Below are 14,142 nucleotides of genomic sequence, written 5' to 3'. Positions count from 1 at the left end.
GTCATTTTGAAAAAGTATGATCGGTCTCCTGGTTTTTGATGATAATTTTCACTATTAAATATTTATATGGTAAAAATTTTCATCAATAAATGAGGGGATGAAAAAATGATGCAAATGTTCAGTGGAGCCTCTTCGGGGGGATGGTTTGAAAAAGCGCAGCGCTTCGGCAAATCGTTTATGTTGCCCATCGCCGTGTTGCCTGCGGCGGGTCTGCTGCTTGGGATAGGCGGCGCGTTGTCGAATCCCAATACGCTGACGGCCTATCCGTTTTTAGATGTGGGCTGGCTGCAGGCGGTTTTCACCATCATGAGCAGTGCAGGTTCCATCGTATTTGCGAACCTCTCTGTGCTGTTTGCGGTTGGGGTGGCCGTTGGGCTGGCAAAAAGTGATAAAGGCACGGCAGGGCTGGCGGCGTTACTGGCGTTTCTGGTGATGAACGCCACCATCAACGCGCTGCTGATCCTCACCGGCAAACTGGCGCAGGAAAACCCGGGGGCCGTGGGGCAGGGGATGACGCTGGGGATTCAGACGCTGGAAACGGGTGTATTTGGCGGCGTAGTGATTGGTCTCGTGACCTGCGCGTTGCATCACCGGTTTAATAAAATTGCCCTTCCGCAGTTCCTGGGCTTCTTTGGCGGCTCGCGCTTTGTCCCGATTATCAGCTCGCTGGCGGCGATACTCGTCGGCGCGCTGATGACCGTGGTCTGGCCGCATTTCCAGAAACTGATCTTTGGTCTGGGCGGGCTGGTAGACGCCACAGGTTATTTGGGCACCCTGCTGTACGGCTTCATTTTACGCATGCTGGGCCCGTTCGGGTTGCACCACATCTTCTATCTTCCGTTCTGGACCACGGCCCTTGGCGGCAGCGAGATCGTCAATGGTCATCTGGTGGAGGGTACGCAGCGTATCTTTTTCGCCCAGCTGGCTGACCCGACGACGCGTCAGTTTTATGAAGGTACGTCGCGCTTCATGTCTGGGCGCTTTATTACGATGATGTTTGGCCTGCTCGGCGCGTGTCTGGCGATGTACCACACGGCAAAACCCGAGAACAAAAAGCGCGTTGCCGGGCTGCTGCTCTCTGCGGCGTTAACCTCTTTCCTGACGGGCATTACCGAGCCCATCGAGTTCTCCTTCCTGTTTATTGCGCCGGTGCTTTACGTCATCCATGCGCTGTTTGACGGGCTGGCGTTCATGCTTGCACACATGCTGCATATCACCATCGGGCAAACCTTCTCCGGCGGTTTTATCGACTTCGTGCTGTTCGGTATTTTGCAGGGGGAGGCCAAAACCAACTGGATGTTCGTTCCGCTGGTCGGCGTGCCGTGGTTCTTCCTTTACTACTTCACCTTCCGCTACCTGATTAACCGTTTTGATTTCGCCACGCCGGGCCGTGAAAAGACGGCGATGGTTGATGAAGTGAGTCTGCCGCAAAGCGAGCGTGCTGCGGCGGTGATCGCCGGATTAGGTGGAAAAGACAATCTGGACGAGGTGGACTGCTGCGCCACGCGCCTTCGCGTCACGGTCAAAGACGGCAGCAAGGTGGATGACGCGGCGCTGAAAGCGACCGGCGCGCGCGGCGTTATCGTGCGCGGTAACGGGGTTCAGGTCATTTATGGCCCGCACGTCACCATTATCAAAAACGAAGTGGAAGAGATTTTATCGTAATGAAAACTGTACTGGATAACCTGAAGGGAAAACTGGTCGTCTCCTGTCAGGCGCTGGAGAATGAACCGCTGCATAGCCCGTTTATTATGTCGCGGATGGCGCTGGCGGCGGCGCAGGGCGGGGCCGCTGCCATTCGTGCCAACAGCGTGGTGGATATCGAGGCCATTAAGCAGCAGGTCTCTTTGCCTGTCATCGGCATCATCAAACGGGATTACCCGGAAAGCGAAGTGTTTATCACCGCCACGATGAAAGAGGTGGATGAGCTCATGGCCGTCTCTCCGGAAATCATAGCCCTTGATGCCACGGCCAGGGAGCGTCCCGGTGGGGAATCCCTGGAAACGCTGGTCATGCGCATCCGCTCGCGCTACCCCTCGGTACTGCTGATGGCGGATATTTCCACCGTGGACGAAGCCGTGACGGCGCAGGCGCTGGGCTTTGACTGCGTCGGCACGACGCTTTACGGCTATACGGCGGAAACGGCAGGCCATTCGCTTCCGGAGAACGACTGCGCGTTCCTGAAGGCCGTGCTGGCAGCCGTGACGGTTCCCGTGGTTGCCGAAGGGAACGTGGATACGCCTGAACGCGCGGCCCGGTGCCTGGCGCTGGGTGCGCACACGGTCGTCGTCGGTGGCGCGATCACCCGTCCACAGCAAATTACCGAACGGTTTATGGCGGCGATTAGCGCGCAAAGCACCGATGGAGCATGACCATCCGGCGGGGATCTGCGATACTTATCGTTTATCCCCTTAACTGAGATGACTATGCAGTACCCGATTAACGAGATGTTCCAGACCCTGCAAGGCGAGGGTTACTTTACCGGCGTTCCCGCTATTTTCATTCGTTTACAGGGATGCCCGGTTGGCTGTGCCTGGTGTGATACCAAACATACGTGGGATAAGCTCGCAGATCGGGAAGTGTCGCTGTTTAGCATTCTGGCGAAAACCAAAGAGAGCGATAAGTGGGGCGCGGGCAGTTCAGAAGATCTGCTGGCGATTATTGGTCGTCAGGGCTGGACGGCGCGCCATGTGGTGATCACCGGCGGTGAACCCTGTATCCACGATCTGACCCCGCTGACCGAGCTGCTCGAAAAGAACGGCTACAGCTGCCAGATTGAAACCAGTGGCACCCACGAAGTGCGCTGCTCTCACTCTACCTGGGTGACGGTTTCGCCAAAAGTGAATATGCGCGGCGGGTATGACGTGCTCTCTCAGGCGCTGGAACGCGCGGATGAGATTAAGCACCCGGTAGGGCGCGTGCGCGATATCGAAGCGCTGGACGAACTGCTGGCGACGCTGACGGATGAAAAGCAGCGGGTGATTGCCCTGCAGCCTATCAGCCAGAAAGAAGATGCGACGCGTCTGTGTATTGAAACCTGTATCGCGCGTAACTGGCGCCTGTCCATGCAGACGCACAAATACCTGAATATAGCCTAAAAAAAAGCCCGGTTTTGCCGGGCTATTTTTTTACTCTCCGCGATACACGCAGCCTGCCGTGCAGGTCTCTTTGATCATCACCGCGCTCAGCAGTGGTACCAGCGGCTTCATCTGATCCCAAATCCATTTTGCCAGCACTTCGCTGGTCGGGTTTTCAAGGCCCGGGATCTCATTCAGATAGTAGTGATCCAGACGGTCGTAGGTCGGTTTAAACGCGGCCTTCAGTTCGGCAAAATCCATGATCCAACCGGTATGCGGATCAACTTCACCGGTGATCTCAAGACGCACCATAAACGAATGCCCATGCAGACGGCCACATTTATGCCCTTCAGGAACATGCGGAAGGTGGTGGGCGGCTTCGAAGGTGAAATCTTTAAACAGTGTGGTGGACATGATCGCTCTCAGTAATGCGGAAAAAACCGCCGCATAGTACCGGAAAGCACAATTTTTAGCATTAACTAAAACGGCTCTGAAGGCGCAGCCATGGTGGTAAGGTGCTTTTTTGGTTTTTAACTATTTATTTTCAATGAGTTAGTTAACCTGTTTTATCGCTAAGAACGATAACTAAAACAGGTTAGTCCATTTGGTTATTTATTATTTCCATCCCTTCTTTAATTGTTATTATCCTCGCCGTTAACCTTATCTTCAGTTTGGATTTATTCGCTTAAAGTCCGCTTGGCTACTGGAACATAACGACGCATGACAACACAGGCCCCACCATCAAATTTGCTTCCCCTGAACCCGGAGCAACTGGCGCGCCTTCAGGCTGCCACCTCTGATTTTTCTCCCACTCAGCTTGCCTGGGTCTCCGGTTATTTCTGGGGAATGCTCAATCAGCAGCCTGGCGCTGTCGCGGGCGCACCGGCAACGGCTGTGGAAATTCCCGCTATTACGCTGATTTCCGCCTCGCAGACGGGCAACGCCCGCCGCGTGGCCGAAGCGTTGCGTGACGACCTGCTGGCCGCCAAACTGAATGTGAACCTGGTCAACGCCGGCGATTATAAATTTAAGCAAATCGCGTCAGAAAAGCTGCTGGTGGTGGTCGCCTCTACCCAGGGCGAAGGTGAACCCGCTGAAGAAGCGGTAGCGCTGCATAAGTTTCTGTTCTCGAAAAAAGCCCCAAAACTGGATGGCACGGCGTTTGCCGTGTTTGGTCTGGGCGATACCTCCTATGAATTCTTCTGTCAGTCCGGTAAAGACTTCGACAGTAAGCTGGCGGAGCTCGGCGCAGAGCGCCTGCTGGACCGCGTCGACGCGGATGTGGAATACCAGACTGCCGCCGCCGAATGGCGTGCGCGCATTGTTGAGGTGCTGAAAGCGCGCGTGCCGAAAGAGACGCCGGCGCAGGCCGCATTGACCTCAGCGGGCGTCGTCAACGATATCCATACCAGCCCTTACACGAAAGAAGCACCGCTGGCGGCAAGCCTGTCGGTGAACCAGAAAATCACTGGCCGCGACTCGGAAAAAGACGTGCGTCATATCGAAATCGATCTCGGTGACTCTGGCCTGCGTTATCAGCCTGGCGATGCGCTGGGCGTCTGGTATCAGAACGATCCGGCGCTGGTGAAAGAACTGGTTGAGCTGCTGTGGCTGAAAGGTGATGAGCCTGTCACCGTTGACGGCAAAACCCAGTCGCTTTCTGATGCGCTGCAGTGGCATTTCGAACTGACGGTCAACACTCCGAACATCGTCGAAAATTACGCCACCTTAACGCGCAGTGAATCGCTGCTGCCGCTGGTGGGCGACAAAGCGAAACTGCAGCATTACGCCGCGACGACGCCGATTGTCGATATGGTGCGTTTCTCTCCGGCGCAGCTGGATGCCGATGCAGTGGTCGGGCTGCTGCGTCCATTGACCCCGCGCCTCTACTCCATCGCGTCTTCTCAGGCAGAGGTGGAGAGCGAAGTGCATATCACCGTCGGCGTGGTGCGTTATGACATCGAAGGCCGCGCCCGTGCGGGTGGGGCATCAAGTTTCCTGGCGGACCGCGTGGAAGAAGAGGGCGAAGTGCGCGTCTTTATCGAGCACAACGACAACTTCCGCCTGCCGGCGAACCCGGAAACCCCGGTGATCATGATTGGTCCAGGCACCGGTATTGCGCCGTTCCGCGCCTTTATGCAACAACGTGCGGCGGACGACGCGCCAGGCAAAAACTGGCTGTTCTTCGGTAACCCGCACTTTACCGAAGATTTCCTCTACCAGGTTGAGTGGCAGCGTTACGTCAAAGAGGGCGTGCTGACCCGTATCGATCTGGCCTGGTCCCGCGACCAGAAAGAAAAAGTCTACGTACAAGACAAACTGCGCGAACAGGGTGCAGAGCTGTGGCGCTGGATCAATGACGGTGCCCACATTTATGTCTGCGGCGACGCCAATCGCATGGCGAAAGACGTTGAGCAGGCACTGCTGGAAGTGATTGCCGAATTCGGCGGTATGGATGCCGAAACGGCGGATGAATTTTTAAGTGAGCTGCGCGTTGAGCGCCGTTATCAGCGAGATGTCTACTAATGAGCGAAAAACATCCAGGGCCACTGGTGGTCGAAGGTAAACTGACAGACGCCGAGCGCATGAAGCTGGAAAGCAACTACCTGCGCGGCACCATTGCTGAAGATTTGAATGACGGTCTCACCGGCGGTTTTAAAGGTGACAACTTCCTGCTGATCCGTTTCCACGGTATGTACCAGCAGGACGACCGCGATATTCGCGCTGAGCGTGCCGAACAGAAGCTGGAGCCGCGTCATGCGATGCTGCTGCGCTGCCGTCTGCCGGGTGGGGTCATCACCACCAAACAGTGGCAGGCGATTGATAAATTCGCTGGCGAAAACACGATTTACGGCAGCATCCGCCTGACCAACCGTCAGACCTTCCAGTTCCACGGTATTCTGAAGAAGAACGTGAAGCCGGTGCACCAGATGCTGCACTCCGTCGGGCTGGACGCACTGGCTACCGCCAACGACATGAACCGTAACGTGCTTTGCACGTCGAACCCGTACGAGTCTGAGCTGCATGCCGAAGCGTATGAGTGGGCGAAGAAGATCTCTGAGCATCTGCTGCCGCGCACCCGCGCCTATGCAGAGATTTGGCTCGATCAGGAGAAAGTCGCGACCACCGATGAAGAACCGATTCTCGGCCAGACCTATCTGCCGCGTAAGTTCAAAACCACGGTCGTGATCCCGCCGCAGAACGATATTGACCTGCACGCCAACGACATGAACTTCGTGGCGATTGCCGAAAACGGCAAGCTGGTCGGCTTTAACCTGCTGGTGGGCGGGGGCCTGTCCATTGAGCACGGTAACAAGAAAACCTACGCCCGCACCGCGAGCGAGTTCGGCTTCCTGCCGCTGGAGCACACGCTGGCGGTGGCGGAAGCCGTGGTCACGACCCAGCGCGACTGGGGTAACCGTACCGACCGTAAAAACGCGAAAACCAAATATACCCTCGAGCGCGTGGGAGTGGAGACGTTCAAAGCGGAAGTGGAGCGTCGCGCGGGGATCAAATTTGAGCCAGTCCGTCCTTACGAATTCACCGGTCGCGGCGATCGTATTGGCTGGGTGAAAGGTATCGACAATAAATGGCATCTGACGCTGTTTATCGAAAATGGTCGAATTCTGGATTATCCGGGCCGTCCGCTGAAAACCGGTCTGCTGGAAATTGCGAAGATCCACAAAGGCGAGTTCCGCATTACCGCTAACCAGAACCTGATCATTGCCGGCGTGCCGGAGAGCCAGAAGGCGAAGATCGAGACGCTGGCGCGCGATCATGGGTTGATGGATGCGGTCAAACCGCAGCGTGAAAACTCCATGGCCTGCGTGTCGTTCCCGACCTGTCCGCTGGCGATGGCCGAAGCGGAACGTTTCCTGCCGTCATTTACTGACAAAGTGGAAGCGATTCTGGAAAAACACGGCATTCCGGACGAGCATATTGTTATGCGAGTGACCGGCTGCCCGAACGGCTGCGGCCGCGCGATGCTGGCCGAGCTGGGGCTGGTGGGGAAAGCGCCGGGTCGCTATAACCTGCATCTGGGCGGTAACCGTATCGGCACACGTATTCCGCGTATGTTCCGCGAGAACATCACCGAGCCGGAAATCCTTGATTCCATCGACGAGCTTGTCGGGCGCTGGGCGAAAGAGCGCGAAGCGGGTGAAGGCTTCGGCGACTTTACGGTGCGTGCGGGCATCATTCGCCCGGTGCTCGATCCCGCAAGGGATTTCTGGGAGTAACCACGAGAGGTAATTATGTCCGTACTCGATCTAAACGCCCTTAACGAACTGCCAAAAGTCGAACGCATTCTGGCGCTGGCAGAAACCAACGCCCAACTGGAAAAGCTCGACGCCGAAGGGCGCGTGGCCTGGGCGCTGGAAAACCTGCCGGGAGACTATGTGCTTTCGTCGAGTTTTGGTATTCAGGCGGCGGTGAGTTTGCATCTGGTGAATCAGATCCGTCCGGACATTCCGGTGATCCTCACCGACACCGGCTACCTGTTCCCGGAAACCTACCAGTTTATTGACGAGCTGACGGACAAGCTCAGGCTGAACCTGAAAGTCTACCGCGCGACGGAAAGCGCGGCCTGGCAGGAGGCACGCTACGGCAAGCTGTGGGAGCAGGGCGTTGAGGGCATTGAGAAATACAATGAGATCAACAAAGTCGAGCCGATGAACCGGGCACTGAAAGAGCTTAACGCGCAGACGTGGTTTGCAGGGTTGCGCCGTGAGCAGTCAGGCAGCCGTGCCACGCTGCCGGTGCTGGCAGTCCAGCGCGGAGTCTTTAAGGTGCTGCCGATTATCGACTGGGATAACAGGACGGTGTACCAGTACCTGCAAAAACACGGGCTGAAGTACCATCCGCTGTGGGACCAGGGCTACCTGTCAGTTGGAGACACCCACACCACGCGCAAATGGGAACCGGGAATGGCGGAAGAAGAGACGCGATTCTTTGGGCTGAAGCGCGAGTGCGGGTTGCACGAAGGGTAATTCCTCAACCGCCCTCTCCCTGTGGGAGAGGGTTGGGGTGAGGGCATCAGGCCGCGCTATACTTAAAAACCTCAGCCTTTCCCCGCCTTCGCCAGCTCCTTCACCAGCGGCAGCATCACTTTCACCACGTCCCGGCTGCGGTGTTCAATGCGCTGCGGCAGGGCGCTATCAATATGCTGCTGATTATCCAGCATCACGTTATGCCAGCTTGTCCCGTCCGGGAAGGCTTTCGATTTTCCCCGTTGCTGGTAGCCATCTTTTTTCCCCAGCGCCCAGTTGGTTGCTTCCACGTACAGGACCGGAATACCCGCTTTATCGAACACTTCGCCGTCGTTGCAGCAGCCCGTTCCTCGCGGATAATTTGGATTGCCGCCCGGGTTGCTGGCGGCATACACCCCGTGGCTGCGGGCAATGGCGAGCGCCCGGTCACGCGTCAGTTTACGCACGCTACCCGGTGTACTCTGCCCGCTGTTGAAATACAGTTTATCGCCGACAATCAGGTTATCGAGGTTAATTACCAGCAGCGTATTTTTCTTCTCTTCAGCGCTCATGCGTTTAAGGAGATTCTCAGCGCCGAGCTTACCCTCCTCTTCACCGCTGGTGGCAACGAAACGAATGCCATATTGCGTCGGAATGTTCTTCATTCGCTCGGCCAGTTCGAGCATCACGCCAAGACCCGCTGCGTTATCGTCCATGCCCTGCAGCGTCAGCCCGCCGAGGTTGTTATCGGTGTCGGCATCGCTGAGCGGTGCGTAAGTATCGAGATGCGCCATGATAATAATCTGTTCCGCCGCGCGACCTTCGTGAGCCGCAATAACCGTACTGCCGGTCACGTTGTGCCAGTTTTGTGTTTTATTGCGCGAGGTATAGATATAGCGGCTGTGAAACGACCGGATATCGCTCTGGTAACCCATATCAGCAAATTGCTGGCGAATATAGTCAGCAGAGAGCATTTCCGCAGGTGAACCGGTCATGCGGCCAGGGAAAACGGTAGCAATATGCCGCGCCTGCTGAGTGGCGATTTCACCATAGGGTTGATTTTTTGCCTGAGCCGGAAGAATAAAGCAAACGCCTAGCGCCAGGGCAGCAACACAGTGGCGCGTTGCGGAAAACATAGTGAGTCCTTAAAAACAGAGCAAAATTTTAACTGGCCTAGTATGAAACTGTGATCGTCCATACACAATTTGAATTGCTCTTAAATGCCCGAAAATTCGCGTGTTAAGCACTTTTTGATATTAACTTTTTCACATCGTTATTCCATTGAGTAACTACTCATTCCAATTCGTAATTTCATTCGGTCTAAGCTGCCCCCTATAGTCCCTCTATTCCTCGTTGTTAGTGAGTTGTTGCCTGTGGACTATCTGCCCTTATTTGCCGCGATTAAAGAGAAACCGGTGCTGGTTGTTGGCACGGGTGAAATTGCCGATCGCAAAATCGCGTTTTTGCAACGTGCGGGGGCGCAGGTGCGGGTAGTGGCAGAAGCGGATTTTGACGAATCACAAATCGACAGCGTAGTGCTGGTAATAGCGGCGACCGAAGATCGCGACCTGAACCGTCGTGTTTCCGACGCCGCTCAGGCCCGTTACCGTCTGGTGAACGTGGTGGACGACCAGCCGTTATGCTCGTTTATCTTCCCGTCGATCGTTGACCGTTCGCCGCTTCTGGTGGCGATCTCCTCCGGCGGGACCGCTCCGGTGCTGGCGCGCGTGCTGCGGGAAAAAATCGAAGCACTGCTGCCGACAAGCCTCGGGCGCATGGCGGAGACAGCCAGCTACTGGCGTAACCATCTGAAGACCCGGCTGACCAGCGTGGCGGAACGTCGTCGCTTCTGGGAGCGGGTGTTTCGCGGCCGCTTTGCCAGCCTGATGCAGGCCGGCAATGAGACGGCGGCGCAGAAAATTCTTGAAGACGAACTGGATAACCCTGGCAGTACGAACGGGGAGATCATTCTGGTGGGCGCAGGGCCGGGCGATGCCGGGCTTCTGACGCTGCGTGGCCTTCAGGTGCTGCAGGACGCGGACGTGGTGTTCTACGACCATCTGGTCACCGACGGCGTGCGCGAGCTGATTCGTCGCGACGCGGAGCAAATTTGCGTCGGCAAACGGGCAGGCGAGCACTCTGTGCCGCAGCACGACACCAATCAGATGCTGATTGCTGCCGCTAAAGCGGGCAAAACCGTGGTGCGTCTGAAAGGGGGCGATCCGTTTATCTTCGGACGCGGCGGAGAAGAGTTGCAGGCGGCAGCCGAAGCGGGCGTGCCGTTCCAGGTGGTGCCTGGCATTACGGCGGCATCAGCAGTAACGGCCTATGCCGGTATTCCGCTGACCCATCGCGATTATGCGCAGAGCGTCACTTTTGTGACCGGGCACTACAAGGCCGACAGCACGCCGTTTGACTGGTCGCATCTCGCCCAGAGCCGGCAAACGCTGGCGATATACATGGGCACGATGAAAGCCGCAGACATCAGCGAACAGCTGATTCAGCACGGTCGCGAGGCAGCGACGCCCGTTGCCGTGATTTCTCGCGGCACCCGCGTCGATCAGCATGTTGCTATCGGCACATTACTCGAACTTGCAGACCTGGCGAAAGATGCCCCGATGCCCGCCCTGATCGTGGTGGGGGAAGTGGTACAGCTGCACAGTACGCTCGCCTGGTTTCAACATACTACAGACTCAGAGGGGTTTGGTTCCTCTGTGGTGAATCTGGCTTAAGGAACGGTTATGGACCAAAAACGACTTACTCACCTGCGGCAGCTCGAAGCGGAAAGTATCCATATTATCCGCGAAGTGGCAGCCGAATTTTCTAACCCGGTGATGATGTACTCCATCGGTAAAGATTCCAGCGTCATGCTGCATCTGGCGCGTAAAGCGTTTTATCCGGGTACGCTGCCGTTCCCGCTGCTGCACGTCGATACCGGCTGGAAATTCCGCGAAATGTACGAATTCCGCGACCGTACCGCAAAAGCTTACGGCTGCGAGCTGCTGGTGCATAAAAATCCGGAAGGGGTGGCGATGGGCATTAACCCCTTCGTGCACGGCAGCGCCAAACATACGGATATCATGAAAACCGAAGGGCTGAAGCAGGCGCTGAACAAATACGGCTTTGATGCCGCCTTCGGCGGCGCGCGCCGTGACGAAGAGAAGTCTCGTGCTAAAGAGCGTATCTACTCTTTCCGCGATCGTTTCCACCGCTGGGATCCGAAAAACCAGCGCCCGGAGCTGTGGCACAACTACAACGGCCAGATCAACAAAGGCGAAAGCATCCGCGTTTTCCCGCTCTCCAACTGGACCGAGCTGGATATCTGGCAGTACATCTATCTGGAAAATATCGAGATCGTTCCGCTGTATCTGGCGGCTGAGCGCCCGGTGCTCGAGCGCGACGGCATGCTGATGATGATCGACGACGATCGCATCGACCTGCAGCCGGGCGAAGTCATCAAAAAACAGATGGTGCGTTTCCGTACCCTCGGCTGCTGGCCGCTGACCGGCGCGGTGGAATCCAACGCGCAGACGCTGCCGGAGATCATTGAAGAGATGCTGGTGTCGACCACCAGTGAGCGACAGGGGCGCGTGATTGACCGCGACCAGGCAGGCTCCATGGAGCTGAAGAAACGTCAGGGTTATTTCTAAGGAGCCGCCATGAACACCACTATTGCTCAACAAATTGCCAACGAAGGCGGCGTGGAAGCGTATCTGCACGCGCAACAACACAAAAGCCTGCTGCGTTTTCTGACCTGCGGCAGCGTGGATGACGGGAAAAGTACCCTGATTGGTCGCCTGTTGCACGATACACGCCAGATTTACGAAGATCAGCTCTCTTCTCTGCACAACGACAGCAAACGTCATGGTACCCAGGGTGAAAAACTCGACCTGGCGCTGCTGGTGGATGGTTTGCAGGCGGAGCGCGAGCAGGGCATCACCATCGACGTGGCCTATCGCTATTTCTCAACGGAGAAGCGCAAATTTATTATCGCCGACACCCCGGGGCACGAGCAGTATACCCGTAATATGGCGACCGGCGCGTCGACCTGCGACCTGGCGATCCTGCTGATCGACGCCCGTAAAGGCGTGCTGGATCAAACCCGTCGTCACAGCTTTATCTCCACGCTGTTGGGGATCAAACACCTGGTCGTGGCGGTCAACAAGATGGATCTGGTGAACTTCAGCGAAGAGAAATTTGAGGAGATCCGCCAGAGTTACCTGACCTTTGCCGAACAGCTGCCGGGTAATCTGGATATCCGCTTCGTGCCGCTTTCCGCGCTGGAAGGCGATAACGTCGCCTCCCAGAGTGCGAATATGCCGTGGTACAGCGGCCCGACGCTGCTGGAAGTGCTGGAGACCGTTGAAATTCAGCGCGTGGTTGATACCCAGCCGATGCGCTTCCCGGTGCAGTACGTTAACCGTCCAAATCTCGATTTCCGCGGCTTCTCCGGCACGATTGCCTCCGGCTCCGTGAAGGTGGGACAGCGTGTCAAAGTGCTGCCCTCCGGCGTAGAATCGGCAATCGCGCGCATCGTGACGTTCGACGGCGACCTCCAGGAAGCCGGGGCAGGGGAGGCGGTCACCCTGGTGCTGAAAGACGAGATTGATATCAGCCGGGGCGATCTGCTGGTCGACGCGCAGGAAACGCTGGCAGCAGTGCAGGGCGCGTCTGTGGATGTGGTCTGGATGGCGGAACAGCCGCTGACCGCAGGCCAGAGCTACGACATCAAAATTGCGGGCAAGAAAACTCGCGCCCGCGTGGACGGCATTCAGTTCCAGGTGGACATCAACAATCTCACCCAGCGTGACGTGAGCGAGCTGCCGCTGAACGGTATTGGCCTGGTGGATCTGACTTTCGATGAGCCGCTGGTGCTGGATCCGTATCAGCAGAACCCGGTAACGGGCGGCCTGATCTTTATCGACCGTCTGACTAACGTCACCGTCGGCGCGGGGATGGTTCGTGAGCCAAACGAGCAGGCGACCGTCGCCTCTGAATTCAGCGCCTTCGAACTGGAGCTGAACGCGCTGGTGCGTAAGCACTTCCCGCACTGGGGCGCCCGCGATCTGCTGGGAGGCAAATAATGGCCGCACATGATGAGAACGTCGTCTGGCATCCTCATCCGGTCACCGTCGCGCAGCGTGAGCAACTCCACGGACATCGTGGGGTTGTGCTGTGGTTTACCGGGCTTTCTGGCTCCGGTAAATCCACGGTAGCGGGCGCGCTGGAAGAGGCGCTGCATCAGAGGGGCGTGAGCACCTACCTGCTGGACGGGGATAATGTCCGTCATGGTCTGTGCAGCGATTTAGGCTTCAGCGACGACGACCGCAAAGAGAATATTCGCCGGGTGGGAGAAGTCGCCAGCCTGATGGCGGATGCGGGGCTGGTGGTGTTAACGGCGTTTATCTCGCCGCATCGTGCTGAGCGCCAGATGGTACGTGAGCGCGTGGGGCAGGATCGCTTTATCGAAGTGTTTGTCGATACGCCACTGGCGGTCTGCGAAGCTCGCGACCCGAAAGGGCTGTACAAAAAAGCGCGTGCCGGCGAACTGCGCAACTTCACCGGAATTGACGCGGTTTACGAAGCGCCTGAATCGCCTGAGATTCACCTGGAAGGTCAACAATTGGTAACAAATTTAGTAAGCCAATTATTAGACCTGCTCAGACGGGACGATATTATCAGATCCTGAGGCGGTATCGTTCGGGAGCTGTCTTTCCGAACGATGAGTCACGGTCACAGGATTAGCTATGCGCAACAGTGAAAACTACATTATCACCACCGGGTCGGAGCCGCTCGCGACCGACGACGAAACGACCTGGTCATTTCCCGGGGCCATTATTGGCTTCGTCTCCTGGTTGCTGGCGCTTGGCATCCCGTTTCTTATGTATGGCGGCAATACGCTGTTCTTCTTCCTCTACACCTGGCCTTTCTTCCTGGCGCTGATGCCCGTCGCGGTTGTCGTCGGCATTGCGTTGCACTCCCTGTTCAATGGCCGGCTCCTGTATAGTGCCGTGTTCACTATCGCCGCCGTAGTCATCATATTTGGGCTGCTATTTTTATGGCTGATGGGTTAACTTGCGGCATAATTAACACCCCAG

At 56.8% G+C, this 14,142-nt stretch carries 13 protein-coding genes; 11 read left to right on the top strand and 2 right to left on the bottom strand.

Features of this window, described 5'->3' with window-relative positions; translation table 11 throughout:
- The first annotated feature begins 105 nt into the window (after nucleotides 1-105).
- The 3 genes from A4308_RS02515 to queE are packed head-to-tail and all read left to right on the top strand — an operon-like array spanning nucleotide 106 to nucleotide 3,098.
- Nucleotides 106-1,665, top strand: coding sequence for a maltose/glucose-specific PTS transporter subunit IIC (locus tag A4308_RS02515; protein WP_014885042.1), 1,560 nt, complete (start codon nucleotides 106-108; stop codon nucleotides 1,663-1,665).
- Entirely contained in the window at nucleotides 1,665-2,372 is a 708-nt protein-coding gene (locus A4308_RS02510; protein ID WP_023331196.1) for an N-acetylmannosamine-6-phosphate 2-epimerase, read from the top strand. Before A4308_RS02515 ends, A4308_RS02510 begins: the two co-directional genes overlap by 1 nt.
- A 54-nt stretch (nucleotides 2,373-2,426) precedes the next feature.
- Nucleotides 2,427-3,098: a 7-carboxy-7-deazaguanine synthase QueE gene (queE, locus tag A4308_RS02505; protein ID WP_014885040.1), complete on the top strand. Its 672-nt coding sequence runs from the start codon at nucleotides 2,427-2,429 to the stop codon at nucleotides 3,096-3,098.
- Nucleotides 3,099-3,128: 30 nt separating this feature from the next.
- Here the strand turns inward: queE and queD are convergent, their stop codons facing one another.
- Nucleotides 3,129-3,491 (bottom strand): 6-carboxytetrahydropterin synthase QueD, encoded by a 363-nt coding sequence (queD, locus tag A4308_RS02500; RefSeq protein WP_014885039.1) that lies wholly within the window; start codon nucleotides 3,489-3,491, stop codon nucleotides 3,129-3,131.
- A 306-nt stretch (nucleotides 3,492-3,797) separates the two neighbouring features.
- Here queD and cysJ point away from each other — a divergent pair, with 306 nt between their 5' ends.
- From cysJ to cysH, 3 genes are read left to right on the top strand one after another with little or no spacing between them, the layout of a single operon-like run.
- Nucleotides 3,798-5,603, top strand: a complete 1,806-nt coding sequence (gene cysJ / locus A4308_RS02495; RefSeq protein WP_023331194.1) for an NADPH-dependent assimilatory sulfite reductase flavoprotein subunit — start codon at nucleotides 3,798-3,800, stop codon at nucleotides 5,601-5,603.
- Nucleotides 5,603-7,315 carry an assimilatory sulfite reductase (NADPH) hemoprotein subunit gene (gene cysI / locus A4308_RS02490; RefSeq protein WP_014885037.1) on the top strand — a complete coding sequence of 571 codons (1,713 nt, stop codon included), beginning with the start codon at nucleotides 5,603-5,605 and terminating at the stop codon, nucleotides 7,313-7,315. The genes cysJ and cysI overlap by 1 nt, the downstream gene beginning before the upstream one ends.
- A 15-nt stretch (nucleotides 7,316-7,330) precedes the next feature.
- On the top strand, nucleotides 7,331-8,065 hold the full coding sequence (gene cysH / locus A4308_RS02485) for a phosphoadenosine phosphosulfate reductase (protein WP_014885036.1): 735 nt from the start codon (nucleotides 7,331-7,333) through the stop codon (nucleotides 8,063-8,065).
- A gap of 71 nt (nucleotides 8,066-8,136) precedes the next feature.
- Here cysH and A4308_RS02480 read toward each other — a convergent pair whose 3' ends face one another.
- Nucleotides 8,137-9,180 carry an aminopeptidase gene (locus A4308_RS02480; RefSeq protein ID WP_014885035.1) on the bottom strand — a complete coding sequence of 348 codons (1,044 nt, stop codon included), beginning with the start codon at nucleotides 9,178-9,180 and terminating at the stop codon, nucleotides 8,137-8,139.
- Nucleotides 9,181-9,417: 237 nt separating this feature from the next.
- On the opposite strand from A4308_RS02480, the gene cysG reads away from it, so the two are divergent.
- The 5 genes from cysG to A4308_RS02455 are packed head-to-tail and all read left to right on the top strand — an operon-like array spanning nucleotide 9,418 to nucleotide 14,118.
- Nucleotides 9,418-10,776, top strand: a complete 1,359-nt coding sequence (gene cysG, locus A4308_RS02475) for a siroheme synthase CysG (protein ID WP_014885034.1) — start codon at nucleotides 9,418-9,420, stop codon at nucleotides 10,774-10,776.
- A gap of 9 nt (nucleotides 10,777-10,785) precedes the next feature.
- A complete protein-coding gene (gene cysD / locus A4308_RS02470) occupies nucleotides 10,786-11,694 on the top strand; it encodes a sulfate adenylyltransferase subunit CysD (protein ID WP_008499613.1) in 909 nt (302 codons plus the stop codon).
- A gap of 9 nt (nucleotides 11,695-11,703) precedes the next feature.
- A complete protein-coding gene (cysN, locus tag A4308_RS02465) occupies nucleotides 11,704-13,128 on the top strand; it encodes a sulfate adenylyltransferase subunit CysN (RefSeq protein WP_014885033.1) in 1,425 nt (474 codons plus the stop codon).
- Nucleotides 13,128-13,733: an adenylyl-sulfate kinase gene (gene cysC, locus A4308_RS02460; RefSeq protein WP_014885032.1), complete on the top strand. Its 606-nt coding sequence runs from the start codon at nucleotides 13,128-13,130 to the stop codon at nucleotides 13,731-13,733. The genes cysN and cysC overlap by 1 nt, the downstream gene beginning before the upstream one ends.
- Before the next feature lie 58 nt (nucleotides 13,734-13,791).
- Nucleotides 13,792-14,118 carry a DUF3561 family protein gene (locus A4308_RS02455; protein ID WP_014885031.1) on the top strand — a complete coding sequence of 109 codons (327 nt, stop codon included), beginning with the start codon at nucleotides 13,792-13,794 and terminating at the stop codon, nucleotides 14,116-14,118.
- The last annotated feature ends 24 nt before the right edge of the window (nucleotides 14,119-14,142 follow it).

Origin of the sequence: Enterobacter sp. ODB01 (genome assembly GCF_001623605.1) — a bacterium.
GTDB lineage: Bacteria > Pseudomonadota > Gammaproteobacteria > Enterobacterales > Enterobacteriaceae > Enterobacter > Enterobacter kobei.
Note: the sequence above shows the minus strand (reverse complement) of the source record. Positions and strands in the feature narration are given on the sequence as shown.

Excerpts from the sequence above, each read along its gene's own strand:
- A4308_RS02515 (WP_014885042.1), top strand. The coding sequence starts at position 106 with ATGATGCAAATGTTCAGTGGAGCCTCTTCGGGGGGATGGTTTGAAAAA.
- A4308_RS02510 (WP_023331196.1), top strand. The coding sequence starts at position 1,665 with ATGAAAACTGTACTGGATAACCTGAAGGGAAAACTGGTCGTCTCCTGT.
- queE (WP_014885040.1), top strand. The coding sequence starts at position 2,427 with ATGCAGTACCCGATTAACGAGATGTTCCAGACCCTGCAAGGCGAGGGT.
- queD (WP_014885039.1), bottom strand. The coding sequence starts at position 3,491 with ATGTCCACCACACTGTTTAAAGATTTCACCTTCGAAGCCGCCCACCAC.
- cysJ (WP_023331194.1), top strand. The coding sequence starts at position 3,798 with ATGACAACACAGGCCCCACCATCAAATTTGCTTCCCCTGAACCCGGAG.
- cysI (WP_014885037.1), top strand. The coding sequence starts at position 5,603 with ATGAGCGAAAAACATCCAGGGCCACTGGTGGTCGAAGGTAAACTGACA.
- cysH (WP_014885036.1), top strand. The coding sequence starts at position 7,331 with ATGTCCGTACTCGATCTAAACGCCCTTAACGAACTGCCAAAAGTCGAA.
- A4308_RS02480 (WP_014885035.1), bottom strand. The coding sequence starts at position 9,180 with ATGTTTTCCGCAACGCGCCACTGTGTTGCTGCCCTGGCGCTAGGCGTT.
- cysD (WP_008499613.1), top strand. The coding sequence starts at position 10,786 with ATGGACCAAAAACGACTTACTCACCTGCGGCAGCTCGAAGCGGAAAGT.
- cysN (WP_014885033.1), top strand. The coding sequence starts at position 11,704 with ATGAACACCACTATTGCTCAACAAATTGCCAACGAAGGCGGCGTGGAA.
- cysC (WP_014885032.1), top strand. The coding sequence starts at position 13,128 with ATGGCCGCACATGATGAGAACGTCGTCTGGCATCCTCATCCGGTCACC.
- A4308_RS02455 (WP_014885031.1), top strand. The coding sequence starts at position 13,792 with ATGCGCAACAGTGAAAACTACATTATCACCACCGGGTCGGAGCCGCTC.